The organism is Erythrobacter rubeus, from assembly GCF_014705715.1.
Taxonomy (GTDB): Bacteria; Pseudomonadota; Alphaproteobacteria; order Sphingomonadales; family Sphingomonadaceae; genus Erythrobacter; species Erythrobacter rubeus.
On sequence record NZ_JACXLC010000001.1, the window covers coordinates 2,340,240 to 2,364,765 of the forward strand.

A 24,526-nucleotide genomic window follows, 5' to 3' on the forward strand; every position below is an offset into this window, starting at 1 on the left:
GGTAATGGCATCCAAGGCCCGCAAAACTCGCACCAGGCTCGATCCGGCAGAGCGCCGCAAGTTGATCCTCGATCATGCCGCCGAAATGGTCGGGCGCGACGGCGTCGCCGCGATCTCGATGGAGTCGATCGGGCAGGCGGCGGGCGTCAGCAAATCGCTGGTCTACAATTACTTTCCCAACCTCAACGAACTGCTGAGCGAGCTGCTGGAGCGCGAATTGCGCATGCTGCGGCGCGAGCAGAGCAAGGCCGCCCAAGGGGCCGATACCTTCGAGGGGCTAGTGCGCGGGATCACGCACGCATACATCAAGTATATCGATGAGCGCGGGCTGATCATCGACCGCTTGCAGGCCGAACCCAGCGTGAGCGCAGTGCACGATCCGACCGAATACGGACGCGATGCCGCGGTCGATTATCTCGCCGACATCATCGGCAAGCATTTCGATCTTCCGCCCGATATCGCCCAGGCTGCGATCGATATTAGCTTCGGCCTTCCCGCATCGGCAGGCATGTACCTGCTGCGAGACAAGAGCCGCCATTCGATGAGCTGGCAGCAGGTTGAGGATATCACCGTAACTATGATCGTCGGCGCGATCATGGCTCTCAAGGACGACTACGTTCTCAATCGCCAGTCGCTGCGCGCCGACTGAAACGGACGGTCTACCTGCCGCAACCCTTCTTTAGTTTCCGACCGAGCAGAACCGTCCGTTGAAGAAACCGAGCGCCCTTGCGTGAGCGTAGTCGGTCTGCGCGTCCATCGCCAGGACTTCGCCCAGAACGATCGTGTGATCGCCCGCCGGGTAGTTTTCCCACCGGCGGCACTCGATTGTTGCCATGGCTCCGCGAAGGACCGGAATGCCCCTGTCGGTCCAGATGAAATCGCCATGGTTGAGCGCGGAATCACCACGTGCAGCATACCGGCGCGCTATCGCCTGCTGACTATCGGCGAGAATGCTGAACGCGAATTTCTCCGCACCCGCGTAATCGGCGAACTGGCTCGAGGAATTTTGCAGGCTCCAGCTCACCAGCATCGGCTCGAGCGACACCGATACGAGCGAGTTGATCGTCATGCCCGAGATCGGTGGATGCTCGCTTCCATCATTTTCTCCGAAAGACACCACGCACACGCCGGTCGCGAACAAGCCCATGAGCTTGCGAAACTCGGTCTCGTCGACCGGGTCTGCGGGTAGGATGTCGGACAAGAATGGATCTCCGCGTCGGAACGTCATGGGAAAACGGCTGATGGCGATGCGCGTTCCCCTACAGCAGTACGTTTGTCAGTCAAAACTGCTTCGGGCGGACATTTCTGTTTGCCCTGAAATCGGGCGCCCGCGAAAATGTGTCAATCGGAACGATTTGCGGGCACCAATCGCCCAGTTACCCGTTGGGTCGAGAGGGGCATATGCATCCTTCATACAGGACACGGGAATCATGATCGATCGGGTCGGCGCTGCGCTGAAAGACTTTCTCAAACAGGAGAGCGCAGGGGGTATTGTCCTCATCGCCGCTGCACTGCTTGCGCTCGTGATAGCCAACACTCCGGCTGCGGGAGCCTATTTCGGCACTCTGGAAACGAAGCTGAACCTTTCATACGGCAGCTTCGAAATCGATAAGCCCCTGCTGCTCTGGATCAACGATGGGCTGATGGCGATTTTCTTCTTCCTCATAGGCCTGGAAGTGAAGCGCGAAGTGCTCGAAGGTCAGCTCTCCAGCTGGAACAAGGCATCACTGCCGCTGGTCGCAGCGATTGGCGGCATGGCGATCCCTGCGCTGATCTTCGTCGCGTTCAACTGGAATTCGCCCGAAAGCATCAATGGCTGGGCCATCCCTGCCGCGACCGATATCGCCTTTGCGCTCGGCATTCTCTCGCTTCTCGGCCCCAGGGTCCCGGTCGCGCTCAAGGCGTTGCTGCTGGCGGTCGCGGTGATCGACGATATCGGCGCGATCACAATCATCGCGCTGTTCTATTCGGGCGAGCTCAAGATCGACATGCTCGTGGGTGCCGGCATCACGTTGGCCGTGCTCGCGATCATCGGACGGCTGAAATTCGGCTCGCGCATCCCTTATACGCTGCTGACAGTCGTGATGTGGGTGTTCGTTCTCAAATCGGGCGTCCACGCTACGCTCGCAGGCGTTGCCGCCGCGATGACTGTCCCGATGGTGGCCCGCAATGGGGAGCGCCTGCTTGAGAAGATGGAGCACGGCCTGCACAGCTGGGTCGCGTTCCTCATCATCCCGATATTCGGGTTTGCCAATGCGGGCGTCACGCTGATCGGCCTGTCGCCATCGGACTTGCTGGCGCCGCTGCCGCTGGGCATCGCGCTGGGCCTGCTGATCGGCAAGCAGATCGGGATCTTCGGCTTTGCCTATGTGGGCGTGAAGATGGGTCTTGCGACGCTCCCGGACCGGGTGAACTGGAAACAGATCCACGGCCTGTCGCTGCTCGCCGCAATCGGTTTCACGATGAGCCTGTTCATCGGCAATCTCGCCTTTGCCGATCCAGCTCAGGTCGACGCGGTCAAGCTGGGTGTTCTTGCCGGATCGCTCATCGCCGCGCTATCGGGCTTCTTCATTCTCAAGATGGCGCTGCCCGATGCGCCTGCGGAAGAGGTTGTAGACGAGCCTGCAGGTGAACCGGCGACCGTCACCTGATCTATGACACCCACTGCGCAAACCATCGACGTCAACGGGATCAGCCTCGCCTTCTTCGAATGGCCCGCTGAGCCCGGCAATCAGGAGCCGGCGCTCGTCTTTGCGCACGCGACCGGGTTTCACGCGCGGGTGTGGGATGCCATGATCGAGCGCTTTATCGGCAGGCGAATTATTTCCATCGACCTGCGCGGGCACGGCCGATCGACCGGCGGGCCGATCGAGCACTGGCGGGTCTTGTCCAGTGACGTCTGCGCACTTCTCGATCACCTGGGTATCAGCGGCGCAATCGGTATCGGGCATTCCATGGGCGCGCATACCCTGCTGCAATGCGCCGCCGACGTGCGCCATGCATTCAGCCGCCTGGTGCTGTTCGATCCGGTCATCCTCGCGCCGGAATATTACGAGATCGAAACCCCGCTCTTCACCCCGGACAATCCGCACCCGACCGCCCGGCGAAAACGCGACTTCGACAGCCCCGAGGCGATGATGGAACGCTTTCGCCCGCGCGATCCGTACGACCTGTTCGATGCGCGGGTGTTCGAGGACTATTGCCGCCATGGCTTGCTGCCCCGCGAAGATGGAGCGGGATACGAGCTCGCCTGCCCGCCGGAAGTCGAGGCCAGCGTCTACGGTTCGAGCCGCAGCAATTCAGGAATTCACGAGGCGGCAAAGTCGGTCGATCTCCCGACATTGATCGTGAGGGCGAAACAGCTCGACCTGATGGACTTCAAGAGTTCACCGACCTGGCCGGAGCTTGCCTCGACCATGCCGAACGCCGCCGATTTGCACCGGCCGGACCGCACGCATTTTCACCCGTTCGAAGACCCCGCCGATGCGGCCGCGATCATCGAGCGAGCGATGGGCGAATAGCCGCACTTCGAAGGCATCAGTCCTCCCACCAATAGGCGCGGCGCGCGGCATCGCCCGTCGCGACTTCATTCATGGTGAGCGCGTCGTAAAGCCGCCCGCCGATCATCACCTGCTCGATCTTGTCGGAATTGAGGATGTCCTGGCTCGGGTCCTCGCTCAGCACCACGAGATCGGCGAGCTTTCCGACCTCAAGACTGCCGATATCGCGGTCCATGCCCAGCGACTGCGCGGGTGCGATGGTGCCTGCCTTTAGCGCCTCGACTGCGGTCATGCCGCCGCGCGCAAAGCTCCACATTTCCCAGTGCGCGGCGATCCCGGCCTGCTGCCCGTGTGCCCCGATCGACACCTTCACCCCGCGCTGGGCAAGCTTGCGCGCCTCACGCGCTGCATCGTCATCGACAAAGGCCCAATCCGGCGCTTTTGTCCTGCGCGCGCTCGATGCCAGCAAGTGCTTCGGGCTGGTGTGAACCATCAGCGGGTGATCGAACACATCGGTCGCCTGCCGCCAGTACGGGTCGCCCGCCAGACCGCCATAAGTCACCGTCAGCGTCGGCGTATAGTTCGAATTGGACTGGCCGAAGAATTGCAGGACGTCCTCGTAGAAGACTTCTCCGGGCACGTTGTGCTCGATGGTCGAATTGCCATCCGCGACGAGGTTCATGTCCATTCCGAACAGCGATCCGCCCTCGGCGACGACGAGCATGTTCTCCTGCGCTGCGGCGCGAGCAACCATCTGGCGCTGTTCCCGGCGCGGCTGGTTATAATTCTTCACCGAGATACCGCCCTGCGCCTTGATCCGGCGGACATGGGCCAGCGCATCGTCATACGTATCGATGCGCGCGTAAACGCTCGGCGCCTTGGCGCCGTAGATGATCTCTCCGGTCGAGAAGATGCGCGGTGCCAAGAGCTTGCCCGCCTGCTGCCGCTCCGCCGAGGCGAAGATGTGGCTCGCGCTGTTCGATGGATCGTGGATCGTCGTCACACCCAGCGCCAGATCCTGAACCAGCCGCCAGTTCTGCTGCGGGATCAGGTCGCCGGTCCCGTGCGGTCCATGGGCATGGGCATCGACGAGGCCGGGCATGATCGTCTTTCCGCTCGCGTCGATGGCGATCGCGCCATCCGGAACGCCGACCTCGCCCACAGGACCGATAGCAGCGATGCGGTCGCCTTCGATCACGATGACGCCGTTTTCGATGACACCCGCATCTTGCGTCTCCAGACCTGCCGCCATGGTCAGGATGCGCGCTCCGGTGATTGCGACCGTGCCGCTTGGCTTGTCGGCGGCAACCGTGATGCTCATCGGAATGGCGGTGGCAGGCGATGCATACTCGCCGCTATCATCCTCACCGGTCTTGGGTGCGCTACGGAAGAAATCCGACACCCTGCCGGTCGACAGGTACGGGCCCACCGACCAGAACAGCGTGTCCCCGCCATTCGACCAGCCGATATAGTCCGCGCCGCCCTCGCTCACTTTCGTCACGGGAAGCGCGCCGCCCTTCTCGCTCACGTCGACCGGCTTGCCTCCCGGTATGACAGGCATGGCAAACACTTCGTAATTCTGGCGAAAAGCGATGGTGCGGCCATCGGGTGCGATGCGGAAATCATTTGCGAGTTCGCCGCGGGCGTGGGTGCGCTTGGCCTCGCCATTGAGATCGGTCGATATGAGCGCAAGCTTGCCCTCGCTCGCGACATTCATGAAGATGCGACCGGCATCGGTGGTAAATTGCGGGTTCGATCCATCCCCGCTCACACGCCGGGCATCGCCGCCGCCGACCGGAATGACATAGATGCCGGTGTTCTCCGAATATTCGGGCGCGGTGAGATACCCGCCGGAACGCTTTTCGAAAGCGATCGTGCGGCCATCGGGTGAAAAGACCGGGTTGGCGTAGTGCCCGGGCGTTGAAGTCACGGTGCGGGCGTTCTCGCCGTCCGCATTCGCGACAACGATTTCGCCCAGCCCCTCATCGGTCCAGCGCACGAAGGCAAGGCGCGAGCCATCGCGGCTGAATGCCGGAAACGCCTCGATCGCATCGCCGCTGCCACCGATCAGCGGACGCGGCGCATCGCGCCCGCGCGCAGACTTGGTGTAGAGCTTGCCCAGTGCCTCGAAAACGACGCGCGTGCCATCGGGCGACAGCGTGCCGAATTTCGCCATCTTCGTGGTGAAGCGATCCGGCGCAACCTCGATCACGGGATGCGGCGCATCGGCGATCCCGCGGGTATCATTGATGACGAAGGGTATCTCGGCAAAGTTCGACCCGTCGCGGGCCACGCGATTGAGCTTTCCGCCTGCCCAAAACACGATGCTGCGGCTGTCGGGCGTCCAATCCATGTTCGGATAGACCCCGGTCACCGCCCAGGTTTCCTGCACATCGAGATCGAGATCACCGTAAATCATCCGCTCGGCGCCGCTGGCAATATCCTTGATCCAGAGCTGGCTTTGATCCTTTTCGCGCCGTACGAAAGCAATCTCTCTGCCGTCGGGCGAAGGCGCGGGGCGCACCGCGCCGCCAAAGCCATCGACCGCGGCGGTGACCTCTCCGGTTGCGAGGTCATATTTCTCGATAGCGAAGATGCCGCTGTTGGAATCCTGCGCGTAAATGAAGGTGTCCCCGCCGGTCGTGTTGCGGGTGTAATAGATCGCGCTTCCATCAGGCGAGAATGTCGGTTCGCCGAGCTCTTTCTGCAGGGCTTCGCTGGCACGCTCGACAACCTGCACGCCGCCACCACCGGACACGTGGTACATCCAGATTTCACCCGTGCCGAGCGAACGCTGCGTCGTGAAGTGCTTCTTCGCCGCGATAAATCGCCCATCCGGCGACCAGGTCGGCTGGTTGAGCAGGCGAAACTCCTCCTTGGTCACCTGCCGCTTGTCGCTGCCGTCGCGGTTCATCACCCAGATATTGTCGCCTCCGCCGCGGTCGGAAGTAAACGCGATGCGCGATCCATCGGGAGAGAAGCGCGGGTGAACCTCCCACGCCAACCCTTCGGCGATGCGGGTGGGCGTGCCGCCGGCAATCGGCATGGTGTAGATGTCGCCCAGCAGCGCGAATGCGATTGTGTTTCCATCGGGCGCGACGTCCACATCCATCCATGTGCCTTCATCGGTCTCGATCGGAACCTGCTCGATCGTCGCGCCGCGCGGAGCAGCGATGTCCCAGCTGTCCTCGTCTTGGGCGAAAGCGACGCTCGGCATGCCAAGCATGGAGCCTGCAAGAAGGGCGGCGGTAAGATGGCGCATGAAGTCTCTCCCTGTGTTGGGCGGGAGACTAGCGGCGCGAAACGATATTGCTAGGCCCTACCCCATGGTCCCGCGCTTCGGCCCCAGATATCCGAACAGATAGGCCGCAACCTTGCGCATCTGGATTTCCTCACTGCCTTCGGTGATCCGGTAACGGCGGTGGTGGCGATAGATGTGTTCGAACGGCGTGTGCCGCGAATAGCCAATGCCGCCATGCACCTGCATCGCCCGGTCCGCCGCTTCGCAGCACAGCCGGTTCGCCCAGTAATTGCACATCGAGACCTTGTCCGAGATTGTCCGCTCGATCTCCTCATGCGGCATATTGTCCATTTCCCATGCGGTCTTGAAGATGAGCAGGCGCAGCATCTCGCATTGGGTGGCGAGCTCGACCAGCGGGAACTGGATCGCCTGGTTCTTCGCAAGCTCTTCGCCAAAGGGTTTGCGTGCGCGGGCATATTTGACGCTTTCATCAACGCAGAATTGCGCTGCGCCGCAACTGGACGCCGCCTGACGGATGCGGTTCTGGTGGACGAAGCTCTGCGCCAGCGCGAGCCCGCGTCCCTCGACGCCAAGGATCGCGCTTTCGGGCACCCACACGTCTTTCACCGAAAGACGCGGGTGATCGGTGGGCATGTTGAAGGTCCACATCCACTCTTCGATTTCGATCCCGGGATTGGGATTGGGGACGAGGAAGCAGGTGATCCCGCTCGCGGCGCCGTCAGCGCCATCCGTCCGCGCGAACATCGCGCAGTGGGTCGCGGTGTGCATCCCGGTGATCCACATCTTCTCCCCGTTGATGAGCCACCCGTCCTGCCCCTCGCGGCTTTCGCGAACGGCGCGCGTTTCCATATGCGTGGCGTCGGAGCCGTGATGCGGTTCGGTGAGACCAAAGGCGACCCGCCGGGCGCGCTCGAAGCCGCCGAGAATGAATTCCTGCTTCTGGTCCTCCGTCCCCCACTGATCGAACATCGCGACGAATGGGAAATTACCGACGATGGAGTGCTCGTTCTGGAGGTCGTTGTGGAGGCCGAGCCCTTTCCGGGCGAAGTGGTCGCGGATCACCGCCATCCAGAGGTTCGAGCCATCCTTGCCGCCGTATCTTTTGGGCGCTGAGAAGCGCCAGTGGCCCGCTTTATCGGCGCGGCGGGTGGCTTCCTTGAGCAATTCCTCCCATTCCTCGCGCGGCAGGCCCCCGCGGTCCCAATCGGTGCGCGCGTGCTCGCGGCGATGATCGAAGAAGCGGATATTGTCGTCCTGTTGTTCCAGCGGTTTGATCTCGGCCTCGATGAAAGCGTCGAGTTCGCCGAGATAATCGGCCAAATCTTTGGGAATTGCGAAGTCCATCAGTTCTCTCCCACCCATTTCGCCCAAGAAGCTTCGAGCGCGGGGTATTTCGGTACGTCAGCTGTCAGTTTTTCCAGCGCAGCTTCTTTCAATTCGACCAACAGGCGCGGGCTCGCGAGCGTTTCGTCCCCGTCAAGAATGGCCTGCGCGAGGTCCGGTTCTGCGACCCGCGGGACGATAGCATCGTCGCGCGCAATCATGCCCAGCGCATTGCGCGCTACCGCGAGTTGGAAGCGGTCGTGACCGGTCATCTGCGGTTTGATGGTTTCGAGCCATTCGGACACGGCAATTGCGATCTCTCCGCTCGTCGCCTCGCCATCATGCGGAGATGGTTCGATCATCGGTTCGGCTGGGACGGCTCGCTCCTCCTCCGGCGCATCCTCCTGCAAGAGCATCAGCAGGTCGAGTTCCTGCTCGCTGGTCCGGCGCGAAATTACGACGCGCTCCAGCATCCGGTCCTCGCCGCTGCGCCAATATTGCGCCATCTTCAGACAGCCCAGCGCCCACCACACGGTGCGGTGGATCAGCCAGTAGCGGAAGCGCTCGCGGTCCACTTTCACGCCCGCTTCGGCCTCATAGGCGGCGAAGTAGTCCTCGAGGCTCCCCAGTCCCAGCGCGGGCCGGTCGTATCGGGCGAAGCGCCATACCGCCATGCAGCCGAATGCGAGATCCTCGTGCCGATCGCCGAAATGCGCCAGTTCCCAATCGAGCACGCCGGTCAGCTTGCCTGGCTTCGCCAGAAGATTGCCCATCCGGTAATCGCCGTGGACCAACACCGGCTCGACCGGGTCGGGGCAATTGTCCTCCATCCATTTTAGGCCCAGCGCAATGATCGGGCGGTCGCCGCCAGCCTCCTCGAACTGCTGGCGCAGGTCGGCAATCGCCTCACGGTAATCCATCATTGGCACGGCCTCGGGAACGTCACCCGGCACAAGCGAATGGATGCGGGCCAGGTCGCGCGCGGCCTGCTTCAGCAGCGCGTCCGCCTCGCCAAACTGCAATATTTCCTTGGGGTTCGGCGTGCCGGGAAGCGCGCGCATGACGAAGCCCGATCCGATCCCGTCACCTGGCTCCAGTTCGGCAATCACTTCGGGCGCGGTCACTCCCGCGGCCCGCGCCGCGCGGATCACTGCCGCCTCGACATCGTGGCCATAAGGGCGGTCAGCCATGAATTCGAGGCTGGGTGCCCGGCGCAGGACGAAGGCGTCCCCGTCGCAGCCGAAGCGCCAGCTTTCCATCGTCGCTCCGCCCGTCAGCCGTTCCAGAGCGCTCGGCGAGCCGAAACCGACGCGCGCCATTGCCCGCGTCAATCCCGGCATCAGATCGTCGGCACCCGCCGTCATCTCTTCCCCTCGCGTCAATTCGCTGCAATGAGTGCACCGCCGCGAGTGCCGCTGCAAGCCTCGCAAATGCCAGTTTCACAATCGGAAATGCATTCATGAAAAAACGCCATATCGCCCTCGCCGCCCTTGCCGTGATCGGCATCGGCGCGGGCACAGCCGCCTACGTAGCCGCGCCGACCATCCACGAAGGCGCGCCGGGGGAGATGCCGGAGCTTGGCCGATACGGCGAATTTGCGGTGGGCACGCAAGAGGTAGAGTTCGCGCTTCCAGACCGGGTGACGTTCACCAAGGCGGGAATGGTGACGGGCAGCACCGAGCCGGAAGAGCGGAGCCTCAAAGTGCGCCTCTATTACCCGGCGGAGGTAGCCGGCAGCGAAGAGCAAGTGCGCTACAGCCACACCTTCGACCCGCCCAATATGGAGCCGGTGACGCTCGATTATTCCGGGCGCGCTTTTGTGCGCGCACCGGCCAAGGGCGAGGCAGGCAGCCTGCCATTGGTGGTGATGAGCCACGGCTTCAACGGGTGGAGCACTCAGTTCAGCAATCTCGCCGAGCACATTGCCTCGCGCGGATATGTCGTCGCATCGATCGACCATGCCGACCGCAAGCTCGAAGGCGTGACCGATTTCGTCCATTCGTTTTCGACCGTGCTGGCGAGCCGTTCGCTCGATCAGCGACAGGTTATCGCGCAAATCCTGGCGAAAACGGACAGCGAAGCTGCAGGTCCCTATACGCTCATCGACAGCGATCGGATTGCCCTGATCGGATATTCGATGGGCGGCTATGGCGCCATCGCGACGGCAGGCGGGGACTACGATTACGACAGCGGCACCTTTTCGACAGTACCCGGCGATGCTTTGACCCCGGTGCGCGCGGCGGCAAAAGAAGATGCGCAGATCGATGCGCTGGTGGCCTTTGCCCCGTGGGGCGGCGGCCCAGACAACCGCGTTTGGAGTGAAGAGACATTGTCCGCCGTCAAAGCACCGACGCTGATCGTCGCCGGCAATCAGGACGATGTTTCCGATTACGAGAACGGCATTCGCTGGATTTTCGAGTCCATGACCGGTGCGGACCGGCACATGCTCGTGTTTCGCGAGGCACGCCACAACATCGTCGGCAACGCTTTCGAACAGTCACAGGACGTCCCGTTCCAGGCGATCGAATTCGTCAACGAACCGGTGTGGCGGCAGGACCGGATCAACGGGATCAACCAGCATTTCGTCGCGGCTTTCCTCGATCTTCATCTGAAAAGGGACGGGGGCAAGGCCGCCTACCTCGATGTGCCGACCGAGAATTCGAATGATAGCCAGTGGGAGACCGCCTTCGGCGAACAGCTCAACGGGAAGCTTGCGGGCGATGACGAGGCGCAGCATTGGCGCGGTTTTCAGCGTCGCTGGGCTTTAGGGCTCGAGATGTACAGCAAACCTGCTGGCGAATAGGCGCTGCGGCCTACCCGCCTGAAAGCAAACGGCCGCTCGGGTCTCCCTAGCGGCCGCTTGTTTTACCGATGCATTGCGGGTCTCAGGCGACCTCTGCCGCCTTGTTGACCATGATGACCTGCGGGTAGGTGAATTCCAGCAGGCCTTCCTTGCCATATTCCGCGCCAAAGCCCGACTGTTTGTGGCCGGCAAACGGCGTGTGCGCTGTCAGTTTGAGGAACTGGTTGACCCAAACCGTGCCGGTTTCCAGCTGCTCGGCGATCTCGACGCCCTTGTCCTGATCCGCGGTCCATACCGCCCCAGCCAGCCCGTATTCGGAATTGTTGGCACGCTCGATCGCTTCTTCTTCGGTCGAGAATTTCATCAGCGGCATGACCGGGCCGAACTGCTCCTCGGCGACGATCCGCGCGTCTTCGGGCGGGTTGTCGAGGATCGTCAGCGGCACGAAATAGCCCGTGCCCGACGGGTCGACATCACCGCCGAGCAGGAATTTGTAGCCACTGTCCTTCGCATCCTCGATCAGCTCGATCACGCGATCATATTGCTTCTTGTTCTGGATCGGACCGACGCCGGTGCCCTGCTGTGCGCCGTCGCCGACTTTCACGTTCTTGGCGTATTCGGCAATCGCCTGGCTCAGCTCGTCATAGATATCCTCGTGGATATAGATGCGCTTGGCCGCGATGCAGATTTGCCCGGCATTGGTAAAGCTCGACCAGAACAGCTGCTCGGCCACTTTCTTGGGGTCGGCATCGGGCATCACGATCGAGGCGTCGTTGCCGCCGAGCTCCAGCGTGATGCGTTTCAGGTCGGCGCTGGCGCCTTCCATGATCTTCTTGCCGGTCGCGGTCGAGCCGGTGAAGGTGATCTTGTCGATATCAGGGTGCTCGGTGATGAGCGGCCCGAGCGAATCTTCACCAGTGATGATGTTGACCACTCCCGGAGGCGCAACGTCCTTGATCAGCTCGGCAAGGCGCAGAGTGGTGATCGGCGTGAAGGGCGATGGCTTGAGGATGATGGTGCAGCCCGACAGCATTGCCGGAACGATCTTCTGCACCGCCATCGACACCGGGAAGTTCCACGGCACGATGCCGCCGACCACGCCCACCGGCACGCGGCGTGTGCGGACCGAGCCTTTTTCGTTGTCTTCGTTGATCTCGTCATCGAGATCGAGCTCGGCCTGGTTCATGACCATGTAGGCAGCGCCGCCGATCTCGCCTTGAGCCTGTGCGTGCGGTTTTCCCTGCTCGCTAGTGAGCAAGCGGAACAGCTCGTCGGAATTGTCGCTGATCGCCTTGCCGATCGCGCGGATCGCGTTGCGACGTTCCTCGATCGGTGTTTTCTTCCAGGTCTTGAACGCAGCGCGCGCCGCGGCAACAGCCTTGTCGAGTTCTGCCGCACCGCAGGCCGGGACCTGTGCGATCACTTCTTCGGTCGCGGGATTGACGACATCCAGCCATTCGCCGGTGTCCACCATCTCGCCATTGATCAGGTTCTTGTACTGGGTGACCATGTCTAAATCCTCTCCGTGAATTTCGTATCTGCGATTGTTCCCTTGCCATGAAAGGTGGCCATTCGCGGGAAGAAATCAATCGTGAATTGCAAAGCGATCTTACCGGCTGCGGTGAGCGGGTTCGCCTATCAGTTGCGCCATACCAGTTGCCTTGCGCAAGCTGAAGATTATGCAGGGCGCCACAGGAGAGAACCATGGCCGATTCACAAGCAGACCTCGTATTCTATGGCAGCCCGGTATCGCCGTTCGTGCGGAAGGTTTCCGCCGTGTGTGTCGAGAAAGACGTCGCTTTCGATGTCGAGCCGGTGGACGTGTTCAATCCCCCGCAGTGGTTTCGCGACATATCGCCGATGAAGCGCATCCCCGTGATGCGCGACCGCTCTATCGCCAAGGAGGGCGCTGAGGGTACGATCCCGGACAGTTCGGCGATCTGCGCCTATATCGAGAAGAAGCACCCTTCCCCGTCGCTCTATCCCGAGGACGCCCATGCATATGGGCGTGCGCTGTTCATAGAAGAGTTCGCCGATACCAACCTTGCCGCATCGGGCGGGCTCGGTATCTTTCGTCCGATCTTCTTCTCCGTGTCGCAGGGCAAGGAGCCGGACCTTGCGAAAGCCCGTCAGACCTGGGCGGAGCAATTGCCGCCGATCTTTGCGTATTTGAACGAAGCACTGGGCGATGACGAGTATTTCGCGGGCGGAGCGCTCTCCATAGCCGATATCACCGTCGCCTGTGTCTTCATGCAGATTTCGCTGGTCGCGGAAACACCGCTTGACGATTATCCCGCTCTCGCCGCGCATCTGGAGCGGATGCAGGCGCGCCCATCGATTGCGGGGCCCTTTGCCAAAGCCTACAGCTTTATCCGCAGGGCCTTGCCGGAGCGCTTCGACCTGACCTAAGGCCGACCGACTGCAAGTATCTGACGAGGCGCGCACACACATGGCGAGCGAATGGTGTATCGGGATCATCGGTGGGTCTGGCCTGTACGATATCGATGGGCTCGAAGACGAACAGTGGATCGCGATCGAAACCCCGTGGGGCGACCCGTCAGACGAAGTGCTGTGCGGCCGTATCGGCGATGTCAAAGTCCGCTTCCTGCCGCGCCATGGCCGAGGCCATCCGATCAGCCCGACCGAGCTAAATGCGCGCGCCAATATCGACGCGCTGAAACGCGCAGGCTGCACCGATATCCTCGCCATTTCCGCCGTGGGTAGCTTGCGCGAAGAGATCGAGCCGGGGCGGTTCGCAGTCGTCGAACAATTCATCGACCGGACCGTTCAGCGCGACAGCACGTTCTTCACCAGCGGCCTTGTCACCCACGTATCGATGGCCGATCCCGTCTGTCCGCGCCTATCCGAAATGGCCGCCAAGGCGATCTCGGCCTGCAAAGGCAAGGTCGCCGTGGGCGCGACCTATCTCGCGATGGAAGGCCCGCAATTCTCCACCCGCGCCGAAAGCCGCCTCTACCGCCAATGGGGCGCGGACGTCATCGGCATGACCGCCATGCCCGAGGCGAAGCTCGCCCGCGAAGCCGAGCTGCCCTATGCGCTCATCGGCATGGCGACCGATTACGATTGCTGGCGCGTCGATGAAAACGGCGATGCAACGGAGGTCGATGTTCCGCAGGTCATCGCGCAGATGGGGGCAAACGGAGAGCTTGCCCGCGATATGGTCGCAAAGTTCATCGAAAGCCTGCCCAAAAAGCGCAAGCCCTCACCGATCGACACGGTGCTGGACGATGCCGTTATCACCGCGCCCGATGAGCACGACCCGGCATTGCTGGCGAAGCTGGATGCGGTCGCGGGACGCCTGCTGGACCAGGATTGAGTTTACGCTAGGCTGGCGAAGTGCGCCTGCGCTTCGGCAAGGCTTACGACATCGCCGTATTTCGCGTTCATGTCGAACAGGTTGGCGCGGTGGACGTTTTCGTGCCGGTCTCCCACGGCCTCTTCGACCACGATCGGAATGAAGCCGTGCTGGCAGGCATCGACACAGGTTGCGCGCACACAGCCGCTCGTCGATAGGCCCGCTATCACCAGACTGTCGTGACCATTCGCCGTCAGCGTCGAGGCGAGCGAAGTCCCGAAAAACGCGCTCGCATATTGCTTGGTGATGACAAGCTCGTCCTCACCCGGCTCCAATCCATCGGGCCATGCGCCAAGGGGATTGCCGCGCGCAAAGCTGGATAGCGCGCCAATCTTTTTAGCAAACACCCCGCCATCGCGCATCGAGGGATGAAATTCGACATTGGTGTAGATCACCGGAACACCGGCGTCCCTCGCTGCATCGCGCAGCGCGATCCCGGCTGTGAGCGCGGTATCTACATCCGCGAACAACGGGCTGCCGGGCGCGAAATACGCCTCGACAAAATCGATCAGGATCAACGCCGGGCGCTGCCCGAACCCTATCCTTCCTTCGAAGACGCCGGCGTAATTGCTCTCTACGTCTTCGCTATTTTCCACCCGAACGGCTCCTTCAGAAATTGTAACCCAGCTCAACTCCGAAGCGGCGGCGTCCGCCCGGCGAGATGAACGATCCGCCGAACTCGATGGCGGGGATCACCTCGTTCAGATATTCCCGATTGAGGAGGTTATCCGCAAACGCTGTGATCCGCCAACTCTCCCCTTCGAGACCGACGCGTAGATCGAGCACGCCGAAGGCTTCGCGTTCGGTAATCGAGTAATCGGCATCGCCGACAAATGCAGGAAGCGCCAGCGCCGAGCCGGGAAGCAGCCCGCTGAACAGGGTTGGCGAGGTGTTGTCCTGCACCGTGTGGAACCAGGTCGGACCGGTGATGCGATAATCGGCGCGCATCACGAAATCGAACGTCTGGGCCAGCGGCGCCACCACCTGCGTGCCGAGGTTGATCGTATAGTCGGAGGTGTAGGGAGATTCGTTGCCCACGGTCACAGGGCGCGATGAGTTCTCCTTGATCTCGCTCTCGGTCACGTTGAACGCGCCGAAGAAATCCCAGCCGGGCACGATCTCGAAATTGAGGTTCGCCTCGGCCCCGTACACTTCGACCTCGTCGATGTTCGAGACAACGCGCAGCAGACCGAACCCGCCCACGAAGAATTCGAAGAACTGCATGTCGTCGATCTCGGTGTAGTAACCGGCGACGTCGAAGGTCACCCGCCCATTGGCGGCCGAACCTTTGAAGCCTGCTTCGAAGGCGCTCGACGTTTCCTTGTCGTACAAGTCTTCGATCAGTACGTTCGTGCCGATGAACTGGTTGAACGCCTGATCGACGATCGCGGCGGAACCCTGGTTGTTGAAACCGCCCGATTTGAAGCCAATGCCCCAGTTCGCGTAGAGGTTAAGGTTGTCGCTCAGCTCGTAACGGAGCGAAATTTTCGGCTGGAACTGGCGGAAGGTTTCGGATTGATCCGGCAGCGGTCCGAAAACCTGCCCCGGATTGATCGGCGCACCGGTTGGGCTGAACGGATCGACCGCATCCGGCACGAGGCTGGTGACGGAGCGATCCTCGATATCGTAACGGCCCGCGAAGCCGATTTCGAACCGGTCGGTCACCTGATAGTCGATGGCAGCAAACGCGGCATAGACGTCGGTCGAGAAGTCATCGTTGTAGAGCTGCGTCGTCGGGTTCGAAGAATCCGGCCCGTTGAACAATTGCCGCGTGATGCCCTGCCCCAGATCGGCCCCCAGGCTCACGCCTGTTTCGCGGTCGATATGGAGGTAATAGGCACCGATCTGCCATTGCAGCGGCGCATCGGTGTTCGATGCGAGGCGGATTTCCCCGCTGATATCGGTTTGCTCGCGGATCTGAAACTGCGTGCCGTCACAGGTCGTCGGACTATAGGGCCCGAAGGTCGAACCGGTCACCGGATCGAAGATGAACGGAACCGGAGTCTGCCCGATGAAGGTCGGCGGGTTGATCGGGAAGCCGGTAAGTGCGGCGGTCGAGGCAAAGCACGCATTGGACGCATCGATCGATGCCTGCGTGACCCCCGGGAAGGTAAAGCGGGCAAAGTCCGCCGACGTGCCATCGGCGGTCAGTTCCTGATCCACGTCGGAATACAGCGCCCAGGCGGTCAACGTCATCGTGTCGAATTCATGCTCGATCTTGGCCGAGACTTCGAAAGTCTGCTGATCGTTGGTCGGGCGGATGTTCGAGAAGAAGTCGAAGGGATGCTCGTTTACGTCTTCGAAAAATGCCGGATCGACCGCCGCAAAGTTCGGCAATTGAAACGCGGCGTTGAAGTTGATCGATGCGCCAGAGAGGTCCGCATAGCGCGCTTTGATGTCGATTTCGGTCGAAGGGCCGATATCGGCGACAAAGCGCCCGTCGACCGACCAGATCTCCTGATCGTCCACCACGTTGTCATTGAGGAACCGGTTGAAGAAGAAACCGTCCGTGTGGAAATAGCTGCCGGACAGGACCAGACCGGCATTCTCGCCGAGCGGGGTCGAGATATACCCGTTGGCATTGTAGGTGTTGTCTTCCGCAGCGGACACTTCGATCCCGCCCTCCAGGAAGTCGGAGGGTTTCAGCGTCTGGATGACGATCGCGCCCGCGGCTGCGTTGCGGCCGTACAGCGCGCCCTGAGGACCTTTCAGGATTTCGATCTGGCGCAGCGTACCCTGATCCTGGTTGAGCTGAGCCGTATTGGTCTTGAGGATACCGTCGACCACCAGTGCGACCGAGCTTTCCGCATCGCGCGCACCGTTGATCCCGCGAATGTTGATCTGGGTATCGCCGGCCTCGGCAGTTCCGCTGACGATGGTGACCCCCGGCGTAAGCTGCACGAATTCGTCCGCGCGCTCGATGCCGGTCTTCTCGATCGTGTCTGCAGTGAAGACCGTGACCGAGCTTGGCACCTCGGCCAGCGTTTCGGACTGCCTGCGGGCCGTCACGATGATCGCGTTGTCGCTCGCCGCGCTTTGATTATCGGCAACCGGCTGCGCGCCCGGAGCAGCGCTGTCCTGTGCATGGGCGGGCGCGGCGATTGCCATGGCAGCCAGCGCCGTACCGCTGACGAGGTTGAACTTGAGATCTTTCATTGCCGGTCCTTCCCTGAAACGAACCTGTATTGCTTGCCCGGCCCCCGCCGGTCCTGTGAATTACGTGAGGACGTTCGCCCCGCTCATGTAAACGTACACTTCCTGAAATTTCGGACCCTGCCCGCTTTCCTCGCTGCTGGGTCTAAACCGCCAGAAATTGGTGTTGTTGAGCAGGGTGACCTGCCCGTCGGCATCGTGCAGCTCGGCGACGAAGCAAGCGGAAATCCTTCCGTTGGCTTCATCGACGGTGCACACGAAATCGCGGTGGATGATGGTTTCGTAAGCGCCGAAAAAATCTTCGAACATGCGCCGGATTTCGGTCATGCCGCTGTGCCTGGTGAAATCGGTCTGGACGCAGAACAACGCTTCGTCGTGAAAGCAATCGAGCGTCGCTTCCATATTCTTCGCATCGACGTTTCCGAAATATTGCTTGGTCGCAAAGTGGATAAGCTCTTCGCGGCCGAGAGTGGGTTCATACTGCATCAGGCGTCCCCTTCCTTCAGCAGGTTGTCGCCGCTCATGTAGACGTAGACACGGTGAAACAGGCGGTCCTTGAGATAAAATCGGTTGCAGTTTTCATAGCGCAATTGGTCACCGCCATTGGGCGTGATGAGCACGGTGAACTGCGAATTGATGGTGTTGGTCTGCGGATCGGCAGTGTGGACGAAATTGCCGTGCCAGATGCTTTCGAAATCGGCGAAAAGTTTTTCGAACATCGACCGGATCGCATCGCGTCCGTCATGCACGGTCTGGCTGGTCGCTTCGCGCAATATGGCGTCTGGCGTGAAGCAGTTCAGCACCTTGTCGAGGTTCTTGTTGTCGACTCCGTCGAAATACCTCTTGGTCACGATGTCGACGTAGAAAGGGTAGGGCAGCGGATGCTGACCGGGGCCGCCTTCGCTCCATTCGCTCATCAGTACCACCCCTTTCGGATGTCTTCGTGCTTGGGCGCTTCGGGTGCTGGAAAGGCCTTCTTCGAATGCGACAGGCCAAGCTCGATCTGCGTCTCGAGCATTTTGTATGCGACCTGACCGGGGTTCAGCACCGGGATCGGCAGCTCGCTGTCTAGGAAGGCGGCCGACTGGTGCATGGTGGTCGAACCCAGCACGATCACGTCGGCGCCGTCCTCCTCCATCGCAATCATGGCCTGCTTTTTCAGCTTTTCGAACACGATCTCCTCCTTGCCTTCAAGGAGTTCGGTGACATCCGGCCGGGTGTCGATCGAGCGCATCGATGCGCAGCGCCCGCTCCAGCCATATTCGGTAAGCGTCTTTTCGTAGAGCGGAAACCATTCGGGCCACATCGTCAGCACCGAGAATTTCTTGCCGAGCATCATCGCCATCGCGAAGCTCGCTTCACCCGGCCCGACCACGGGAATCGACAGGGCACTGCGCAGCGGGCGAAGACCGCTATCGCTGACGGTATCGATCAGGACGCCGGAATAGCCCTCTTGCTCGGCATTCACGCCCGCCTGGAACACGGTCCAGTCCATCAGCATGGTGTCGTGATAGGAATCGCCGAGCGCCGCGCCCCAGCGGACAGCTTCGAATTCGGGCTTGAAACCGGGGCGAACGAAATCATCCGGCAATTGCTGGGCGCGGTTCGCGACCCCTGCCTCATCCATCGGGATGGGCACAATCACTTTTATTCGCTGGTCTTCGGCCATCAAGGCGGTCTCCGTTGCGAAGGCCTCCTATTGTATACAATTTGCCTGCGTCAAGGAGAATTGATAGCCTTGTCAAATTGCATAGGTATGGGACTGCCAATGATGATTTTCAGCCACACTTCGAGAGTTCGCAGCGCGCGATGAGCAAGGCATCCGAACAGGCCTATGCCAAGATCAGGGGATTTCTGCTGGGCGGAACGGTACAGCCGGGCTCGCAGCTCACCGAGGAACAGCTGGCGGAGGTCGCGGGGGTCAGCCGAACGCCTGTGCGCGAGGCCATGCGTCGGCTGGAGACCGAGATGCTGCTCGTGCGCAGCCCATCCAAGCGGATCTTCGTTGCCGACTGGTCGCGCGACGATATCGACGAGATGTTCACGCTCAGGCAAATGCTGGAAGGCCACGCAGCCAGACGTGCGGCCGAACGACTGACGCCGGCCGAAATCGATCGTCTTGAAGAGGTCAACCGGGAGCTTCACGAAGCGGTCGATGGCGACACGCCCGATATCGTGCGCTTCCTCGATGCCAACCGCGTCTTTCACGAAGCCATTACCGAGGCCGCCCATTCACCGCGCCTGGGCCAGGTTCTCGCGATGCTGGTCGAACAGCCGGTCGTCCTGCGAACAGCGCGGCAATATTCGGCAGAGGATCTCAAGCAGTCCGCGCGCGATCACGATGAACTGATCGCAGCCTTCCGCGCAGGCGATCCGGGGTGGGCAAAGGCGGTCATGGGCGGCCATCTGCGGCGCGCCTTCCACACATTCGTCAGCGCCGACGAGAACGGCGCAGACGGCGATTAGCTCGCCAACGAACCCCGCATGCGGACAAAGCAGCCGGCCCGCAAGGACCTCTTCCCTCGCGGCGGATAGTGTTGCACAACACAGGACTGGTTGATGCCGGGCGCACCGTCCCGGGCCGACTCGCGCGAAGGCGGAAGGGCAGACAACGTGCGAAGGCTATTCATAATTGCAGCGTTTTTCGCGGCAGCCATGATCGGCGCGACCAACTCGGTCACGGCACAGGATTCGGCTCACACGTGCACGGAGTGGATGAACGCCGGTGTGCGAGGGAATTGGCAAAATGCTGCGTCCATCACCGATGAGTTTCGTCAAGCCAGTAGTGAATGCATCAATGCCCTATCCCAAATGAGCGACGCAGAGCGCCTGCGCACGCTCGACGCATATCTACTGACGGCACAGAATTTCATCAATCCGGAGAACCTTCGCAAAGCGTCATTGGACTGGTCCGAAAGAGCGCGGCTCAAAGTCAACGCGGTTCGGGTACCCTTCATTCTGTCGCCATTTGTCGAGGACGGTGATGAACTGGGCCAATGGTTGGAGGATTCCCGCCGACTCGAAGACGATCGGTCCCGGTCGCGCTTCGCCTATTACTGGGCGTATTACCGGGCCGTCAAAGAAGAAGTCGAACAGACCGATGAGCAGCGCGACGCTCTGCTGGAGGAATCCTTCGACGCCGGGCGCCGCGGTGGCGTGATGCGGATCGGCTTGTTTGCCTTAAACTTCAAAGCGACGCTGGCCAAGCAATCGGGCGACTATGCCGAAGCGGTCCGGCTGCTGAACAAGGTGATCGATGACTCGGACGAGCCGAGATTTACCCTAGTGCGGATGAACGCCCTGGGGTCGCTTGCCTATCTTTTTTACGAGATCGGCGATCACGAACGTGCCGTGGCGCTTTTCGATCGCGCCCTGGACGTGAGCGATGCACACCCTCTGACGACAGGGCAGTTGCAGTTGAACAGGGCCTTGGCGCTTTCGGCTGCTGACCGCCTCGAAGAGGCGGAAACAGCTGTAAAGGTCGCGATCCGCCATTTCGCAGATCATGTCGAGGCAGGCAGCACCGAGGGGGCAGCAAAGCCAGGCCTTTATAACTCACGCTTCGAACTCGCGCGGATTCAGTATCGACAAGGCGGACCGCAAGTCGCCAACGCTCTGGCTCTGGGACGCGAGGCCGCAACCGAATTGTATGAGGCCGATTACTTCACCGAATCCGTCCATGCAGAGGCATTCGCATGGCTTGCCGAGAGCTATCTGGAGCAAGGTCGCTATCAGGATGCGATGGAAATGCTGCGGCAGGCCGAGGAGGCTCTCGGCACTGAAATCGATCCGGACAATATCAAGCCCGAAGATCAGGATCGCGCTTTTCTGCTGCCTTATCTCAGCACCATGGCCGGACTCCAGCGCAGCCTTGGCGAATATGAGGAAGCTTCGAAATATGCCGCAGCCGCGCTCGACCTGAGCGAACAACGCTTTGAAAGAGAGCAATTGCGTGCAGTGGGTAACGCCGATCTGGTTTTCGCTCTCCAAGAGCAGGAGGAGCGCGCCCTCAACCTCGCCCAGGCGGCACAACTTGCTGAGAAGGAACGGCAGCTCGCAGCAGGAGCGAGCCAGCGTGCAACCATTATGGCCGCTCTGGCTGCGACGCTGTTGCTGGCGGCGGCATTGGTCGCCTTTGCGGCGTACCGCGCTTATCGCGCACAGATGGCGACATCGGCAGCGAAGGACATGTTCTTCACCGAGATGCATCACCGGGTCGCCAACAATCTGCAAACCCTGCTGAGCCTGTTCAGGATCGAGGCGCGCCGCAGGTCTGCGAATGAGGACGATGACGGCGCGCCAGAATCCGTTGCTGCGATCAGGCTGCGGACCATGGCCTTGCTGCACGAGAAATTGCGCGCGCGGCAAAGCGGGACACTGGTTGGGACCGACGTGTTCCTGACCGAGCTTAAGGACTTGCTGGAAAACAGTCTCGGGCGGAAGAACGTCACGCTAGATGCGGAGTTCGACGAAGCATTGATAGAGGCTGATATCGCCGCCCCGCTCGGACTGCTCGTCAGCGAGCTCGTCACCAACGCTTACAAACACGCTTTTCCATCGACCGGCGGCACTATTTCGATGCGTCTTGAAGCCGACGATAGCCGCGCGATGGTTACGGTGGTGGACGATGGTATCGGCTTTGAAGACACTGCAGGTCGGGACGGTATCGGACTATCGCTGATCGATGACCTTGCCGCGCAGATCAGGGCAACGATCGAGCGCACGAATGGACCCGGCGGTGCAGGTACAGTCTGGGTGATCCGCGACATTCCGCTGTCTCATGCCGCGATCCAGCAAGAAGTCGCCTAGATGATCCCGCGCTCCTCGAGGTCGCTCATCGTCCTCGTATCCATGCCGAGCAGTTCGCCGTAAACTTCCTCATTGTGCTGCCCGAGCTCCGGGCCGACATGATCGACATGGCCCGGCGTTTCGGAGAGCTTCGGCGCGACGTTCTGCATCTTGAAATTTTCGTGGCGCGGATGCGGCACTTCGATGATGGCTTCGCGCGCGGCGAAATGCGGATCCTCCAGCATCTCCGGCGCGCGGTACATGTTGCCTGCCGGCACACCGTGCTCTTCGCACAGATCGAGCACTTCGCGGCTGGTGTGCTTCTTGGTCCATTCCGAGATCAGGTCGTCGAGCTCACCTTGACGTTCGCCGCGGCCCATATGCGAATTGTAGCGGGGGTCATCGCCCAGCTCCGGCATCCCCATCATGGTCGCCATGCGCTTCCAAACGCTATCCTGATTGCCTGCGACAAGGACGCTGCCGTCCTTCGTTGGATAGACATTGGAAGGGGCGACTTTGGGCAGTATCGATCCGGTGCGCTCGCGGATATGGTTCGCCACGGTGAATTCCGGAATGGTGGATTCCATCATAGCGAGCACGGATTCGTAAATCGCGGAATCGACCACCTGCCCCTTGCCGGTATTGTGCCGGTGATTGAGCGCCATGAGCGCTCCCAGGCACGCATAGGTGGCCGCCAGCGAATCCCCGATCGAGAGCCCCGCCCGGCTCGGCGGGCGATCGGGCTCGCCAGCGATGTAGCGCATGCCGCCCATCGCCTCACCGATGCCGCCATAGCCTGCGCGGCTGGAGTACGGACCGGTCTGCCCGTAGCCCGAAACGCGGATCATGATCAGCGCCTGGTTAACGGCAGAAAGCTCGTCCCATCCGAGATTCCATCGCTCCAGCGTGCCGGGCCGAAAGTTTTCGAGCAGAAAATCCGCCTTTGCGGCAAGCTGCTTGACGATGGCCTGGCCCTCCTTCTCGCGCAGATTGAGCGTGATCGATTTCTTGTTGCGTCCGACGACCGAGAACCACAGCGGAATGCCCTGCCCCCAATTGCGCATGGCGTCGCCGACTTTCGGCGGCTCGACCTTGATCACTTCCGCGCCGTGATCGCCCATCAGCTGTCCGCAAAACGGACCGGCAATCAGCTGTCCCATCTCGATGAGCCGCAGTCCGTCCAATGCACCTTGAGCCATTTGCTGCCTTTCTGATTCTCTGCGCGTCCTGCCACTCACTTGCACGGGGCTCTGCCGGGACCGGCACCGCCGCCATCGCAACACGAATACCGATCTGGTGGGACGGGCCTATAGGCTGGCCATTTGCATTTGTATACAATTTGCGTATCAGGCGCGACATAGCGCAACACCCGAGAGCGATTCCGGTCATGACAACACACAGCATCGAACTGGTCGAAGTCGGTCCGCGTGACGGGCTCCAGAACGAAGCCGAAGTCGTCACCACCGCGGACAAGCTGGCGATGATCGGGCGGATGATCGATTACGGTGCGCGGCGGCTCGAAGTGGCGAGCTTTGTCCATCCCAAGCGCGTGCCGCAGATGGCCGATGCCGAAGAGGTCATTGCGGGCCTGCCCGACCGCGACGACGTGACCTATATCGGCCTTACGCTGAACAAGCGGGGCGTTATGCGCGGCCTTGCGACCAGAGAAGGCGGCACGAAAGACGGAAGAGGGCGCGGCATCGATCAGGCGGGCTGCGTACTCGTCGCAAGTGATACGTTCGGCCAGAAAAACCAGGGGCAGACGATCGCCGAAGGGATCGCGGAAAACCGCGACATGATTCGCTTTGCCAAGGCCGAGGGATTGAGCGCGCAGGTCACGATCAGCGCGGCCTTCGGCTGCCCATTCGAAGGCAAGGTCGAACCGGAAACCGTGCTCGCCATCGCTGAGGAAATGGCCGCCGAAGACCCTGCCGAGATCGCGCTTGCCGATACGATCGGGGTTGGGGTGCCCGCGCAGGTAGAGGACCTGTTCGGCAGGCTCGGCGAGCTGCTCGAAGGGCGCATTCCCATGCGCTGCCATTTCCACGATACCCGCGCGACCGGCATTGCCAACGCATGGGCGGCGTTCGGCGCGGGTGTACGCACTTTCGATGCGTCCTTGGGCGGATTGGGCGGCTGCCCCTTCGCACCCAATGCCACGGGTAATATCGCGACCGAGGACCTCATCTACATGATGGAGCGTTCGGGTATCGACACGGGCATCGATCTTGATGCCGCCATCGCTGCCAACCGCTGGTTCGCCGGGCGGTTGGGGCGCGAATTGCCTTCCCGGGTCGCCCGCGCGGCCTGAATACGTTTGA

At 61.3% G+C, this 24,526-nt stretch carries 20 protein-coding genes; 9 read left to right on the forward strand and 11 right to left on the reverse strand.

The genetic code is table 11. The annotated features are described in order from the left end of the window. Nucleotides 1–4: 4 nt before the first annotated feature. Nucleotides 5–649 (forward strand): TetR/AcrR family transcriptional regulator, encoded by a 645-nt coding sequence (locus tag IB285_RS11535; RefSeq protein ID WP_190788307.1) that lies wholly within the window; start codon nucleotides 5–7, stop codon nucleotides 647–649. A gap of 30 nt (nucleotides 650–679) precedes the next feature. Here IB285_RS11535 and IB285_RS11540 read toward each other — a convergent pair whose 3' ends face one another. Then, nucleotides 680–1,201, reverse strand: a complete 522-nt coding sequence (locus IB285_RS11540; RefSeq protein WP_190788308.1) for a flavin reductase family protein — start codon at nucleotides 1,199–1,201, stop codon at nucleotides 680–682. A 229-nt stretch (nucleotides 1,202–1,430) separates the two neighbouring features. On the opposite strand from IB285_RS11540, the gene nhaA reads away from it, so the two are divergent. Together nhaA and IB285_RS11550 are read left to right on the forward strand one after the other, a co-directional pair. Beyond that, nucleotides 1,431–2,651 (forward strand): Na+/H+ antiporter NhaA, encoded by a 1,221-nt coding sequence (gene nhaA / locus IB285_RS11545; protein WP_190788309.1) that lies wholly within the window; start codon nucleotides 1,431–1,433, stop codon nucleotides 2,649–2,651. Nucleotides 2,652–2,654: 3 nt separating this feature from the next. After that, the gene (locus IB285_RS11550) at nucleotides 2,655–3,521 is read left to right on the forward strand and encodes an alpha/beta hydrolase (protein ID WP_190788310.1); all 867 of its coding nucleotides are present in this window, start codon (nucleotides 2,655–2,657) and stop codon (nucleotides 3,519–3,521) included. A 16-nt stretch (nucleotides 3,522–3,537) separates the two neighbouring features. Here the strand turns inward: IB285_RS11550 and IB285_RS11555 are convergent, their stop codons facing one another. Genes IB285_RS11555 through IB285_RS11565 form a run of 3 tightly spaced genes read right to left on the reverse strand, consistent with a single transcriptional unit; the run spans nucleotide 3,538 to nucleotide 9,449 of the window. Beyond that, entirely contained in the window at nucleotides 3,538–6,762 is a 3,225-nt protein-coding gene (locus IB285_RS11555; protein ID WP_190788311.1) for an amidohydrolase family protein, read from the reverse strand. A gap of 57 nt (nucleotides 6,763–6,819) precedes the next feature. Continuing rightward, nucleotides 6,820–8,106: an acyl-CoA dehydrogenase family protein gene (locus IB285_RS11560; RefSeq protein ID WP_190788312.1), complete on the reverse strand. Its 1,287-nt coding sequence runs from the start codon at nucleotides 8,104–8,106 to the stop codon at nucleotides 6,820–6,822. Beyond that, nucleotides 8,106–9,449, reverse strand: coding sequence for a phosphotransferase (locus tag IB285_RS11565; protein WP_190788313.1), 1,344 nt, complete (start codon nucleotides 9,447–9,449; stop codon nucleotides 8,106–8,108). Before IB285_RS11565 ends, IB285_RS11560 begins: the two co-directional genes overlap by 1 nt. Nucleotides 9,450–9,544: 95 nt before the next feature. On the opposite strand from IB285_RS11565, the gene IB285_RS11570 reads away from it, so the two are divergent. Further along, nucleotides 9,545–10,888 (forward strand): alpha/beta hydrolase family protein, encoded by a 1,344-nt coding sequence (locus tag IB285_RS11570; protein WP_190788314.1) that lies wholly within the window; start codon nucleotides 9,545–9,547, stop codon nucleotides 10,886–10,888. Nucleotides 10,889–10,970: 82 nt separating this feature from the next. Here the strand turns inward: IB285_RS11570 and IB285_RS11575 are convergent, their stop codons facing one another. Then, a complete protein-coding gene (locus tag IB285_RS11575; RefSeq protein ID WP_190788315.1) occupies nucleotides 10,971–12,398 on the reverse strand; it encodes an aldehyde dehydrogenase family protein in 1,428 nt (475 codons plus the stop codon). 194 nt (nucleotides 12,399–12,592) lie between these two features. On the opposite strand from IB285_RS11575, the gene IB285_RS11580 reads away from it, so the two are divergent. Continuing rightward, complete coding sequence (locus IB285_RS11580) at nucleotides 12,593–13,297, forward strand: glutathione S-transferase family protein (protein WP_190788316.1); 705 nt, start codon at nucleotides 12,593–12,595, stop codon at nucleotides 13,295–13,297. 40 nt (nucleotides 13,298–13,337) lie between these two features. Further along, the gene (gene mtnP, locus IB285_RS11585; RefSeq protein ID WP_190788317.1) at nucleotides 13,338–14,225 is read left to right on the forward strand and encodes an S-methyl-5'-thioadenosine phosphorylase; all 888 of its coding nucleotides are present in this window, start codon (nucleotides 13,338–13,340) and stop codon (nucleotides 14,223–14,225) included. 2 nt (nucleotides 14,226–14,227) lie between these two features. On the opposite strand, the gene IB285_RS11590 is transcribed toward mtnP, so the two are convergent. The 5 genes from IB285_RS11590 to IB285_RS11610 are packed head-to-tail and all read right to left on the reverse strand — an operon-like array spanning nucleotide 14,228 to nucleotide 19,086. After that, nucleotides 14,228–14,860: an isochorismatase family protein gene (locus IB285_RS11590; protein ID WP_190788318.1), complete on the reverse strand. Its 633-nt coding sequence runs from the start codon at nucleotides 14,858–14,860 to the stop codon at nucleotides 14,228–14,230. A 13-nt stretch (nucleotides 14,861–14,873) separates the two neighbouring features. Then, entirely contained in the window at nucleotides 14,874–17,420 is a 2,547-nt protein-coding gene (locus IB285_RS11595) for a TonB-dependent receptor (RefSeq protein WP_190788319.1), read from the reverse strand. A gap of 60 nt (nucleotides 17,421–17,480) precedes the next feature. Then, on the reverse strand, nucleotides 17,481–17,903 hold the full coding sequence (locus tag IB285_RS11600; protein ID WP_190788320.1) for a nuclear transport factor 2 family protein: 423 nt from the start codon (nucleotides 17,901–17,903) through the stop codon (nucleotides 17,481–17,483). After that, nucleotides 17,903–18,334 carry a nuclear transport factor 2 family protein gene (locus tag IB285_RS11605; RefSeq protein ID WP_190788321.1) on the reverse strand — a complete coding sequence of 144 codons (432 nt, stop codon included), beginning with the start codon at nucleotides 18,332–18,334 and terminating at the stop codon, nucleotides 17,903–17,905. Before IB285_RS11605 ends, IB285_RS11600 begins: the two co-directional genes overlap by 1 nt. Further along, complete coding sequence (locus IB285_RS11610; RefSeq protein WP_190788322.1) at nucleotides 18,334–19,086, reverse strand: aspartate/glutamate racemase family protein; 753 nt, start codon at nucleotides 19,084–19,086, stop codon at nucleotides 18,334–18,336. The genes IB285_RS11605 and IB285_RS11610 overlap by 1 nt, the downstream gene beginning before the upstream one ends. Before the next feature lie 140 nt (nucleotides 19,087–19,226). On the opposite strand from IB285_RS11610, the gene IB285_RS11615 reads away from it, so the two are divergent. Next, nucleotides 19,227–19,883, forward strand: a complete 657-nt coding sequence (locus tag IB285_RS11615; RefSeq protein WP_190788323.1) for a GntR family transcriptional regulator — start codon at nucleotides 19,227–19,229, stop codon at nucleotides 19,881–19,883. Between the two features lie 345 nt (nucleotides 19,884–20,228). Beyond that, nucleotides 20,229–22,226, forward strand: a complete 1,998-nt coding sequence (locus IB285_RS11620; RefSeq protein WP_190788324.1) for a histidine kinase dimerization/phosphoacceptor domain -containing protein — start codon at nucleotides 20,229–20,231, stop codon at nucleotides 22,224–22,226. On the opposite strand, the gene IB285_RS11625 is transcribed toward IB285_RS11620, so the two are convergent. After that, nucleotides 22,223–23,404: a CaiB/BaiF CoA transferase family protein gene (locus tag IB285_RS11625; RefSeq protein ID WP_190788325.1), complete on the reverse strand. Its 1,182-nt coding sequence runs from the start codon at nucleotides 23,402–23,404 to the stop codon at nucleotides 22,223–22,225. The genes IB285_RS11620 and IB285_RS11625 overlap by 4 nt on opposite strands. Before the next feature lie 188 nt (nucleotides 23,405–23,592). On the opposite strand from IB285_RS11625, the gene IB285_RS11630 reads away from it, so the two are divergent. Then, entirely contained in the window at nucleotides 23,593–24,516 is a 924-nt protein-coding gene (locus IB285_RS11630; protein ID WP_190788326.1) for a hydroxymethylglutaryl-CoA lyase, read from the forward strand. Nucleotides 24,517–24,526: the final 10 nt, after the last annotated feature.

What these genes read in the sequence shown, in the direction of transcription:
- IB285_RS11535 (WP_190788307.1), top strand. Translation starts at nt 5, where the DNA reads ATGGCATCCAAGGCCCGCAAAACTCGCACCAGGCTCGATCCGGCAGAG.
- nhaA (WP_190788309.1), top strand. Translation starts at nt 1,431, where the DNA reads ATGATCGATCGGGTCGGCGCTGCGCTGAAAGACTTTCTCAAACAGGAG.
- IB285_RS11550 (WP_190788310.1), top strand. Translation starts at nt 2,655, where the DNA reads ATGACACCCACTGCGCAAACCATCGACGTCAACGGGATCAGCCTCGCC.
- IB285_RS11555 (WP_190788311.1), bottom strand. Translation starts at nt 6,762, where the DNA reads ATGCGCCATCTTACCGCCGCCCTTCTTGCAGGCTCCATGCTTGGCATG.
- IB285_RS11560 (WP_190788312.1), bottom strand. Translation starts at nt 8,106, where the DNA reads ATGGACTTCGCAATTCCCAAAGATTTGGCCGATTATCTCGGCGAACTC.
- IB285_RS11565 (WP_190788313.1), bottom strand. Translation starts at nt 9,449, where the DNA reads ATGACGGCGGGTGCCGACGATCTGATGCCGGGATTGACGCGGGCAATG.
- IB285_RS11570 (WP_190788314.1), top strand. Translation starts at nt 9,545, where the DNA reads ATGAAAAAACGCCATATCGCCCTCGCCGCCCTTGCCGTGATCGGCATC.
- IB285_RS11575 (WP_190788315.1), bottom strand. Translation starts at nt 12,398, where the DNA reads ATGGTCACCCAGTACAAGAACCTGATCAATGGCGAGATGGTGGACACC.
- IB285_RS11580 (WP_190788316.1), top strand. Translation starts at nt 12,593, where the DNA reads ATGGCCGATTCACAAGCAGACCTCGTATTCTATGGCAGCCCGGTATCG.
- mtnP (WP_190788317.1), top strand. Translation starts at nt 13,338, where the DNA reads ATGGCGAGCGAATGGTGTATCGGGATCATCGGTGGGTCTGGCCTGTAC.
- IB285_RS11595 (WP_190788319.1), bottom strand. Translation starts at nt 17,420, where the DNA reads ATGAAAGATCTCAAGTTCAACCTCGTCAGCGGTACGGCGCTGGCTGCC.
- IB285_RS11600 (WP_190788320.1), bottom strand. Translation starts at nt 17,903, where the DNA reads ATGCAGTATGAACCCACTCTCGGCCGCGAAGAGCTTATCCACTTTGCG.
- IB285_RS11605 (WP_190788321.1), bottom strand. Translation starts at nt 18,334, where the DNA reads ATGAGCGAATGGAGCGAAGGCGGCCCCGGTCAGCATCCGCTGCCCTAC.
- IB285_RS11610 (WP_190788322.1), bottom strand. Translation starts at nt 19,086, where the DNA reads ATGGCCGAAGACCAGCGAATAAAAGTGATTGTGCCCATCCCGATGGAT.
- IB285_RS11615 (WP_190788323.1), top strand. Translation starts at nt 19,227, where the DNA reads ATGAGCAAGGCATCCGAACAGGCCTATGCCAAGATCAGGGGATTTCTG.
- IB285_RS11620 (WP_190788324.1), top strand. Translation starts at nt 20,229, where the DNA reads ATGAGCGACGCAGAGCGCCTGCGCACGCTCGACGCATATCTACTGACG.
- IB285_RS11625 (WP_190788325.1), bottom strand. Translation starts at nt 23,404, where the DNA reads ATGGCTCAAGGTGCATTGGACGGACTGCGGCTCATCGAGATGGGACAG.
- IB285_RS11630 (WP_190788326.1), top strand. Translation starts at nt 23,593, where the DNA reads ATGACAACACACAGCATCGAACTGGTCGAAGTCGGTCCGCGTGACGGG.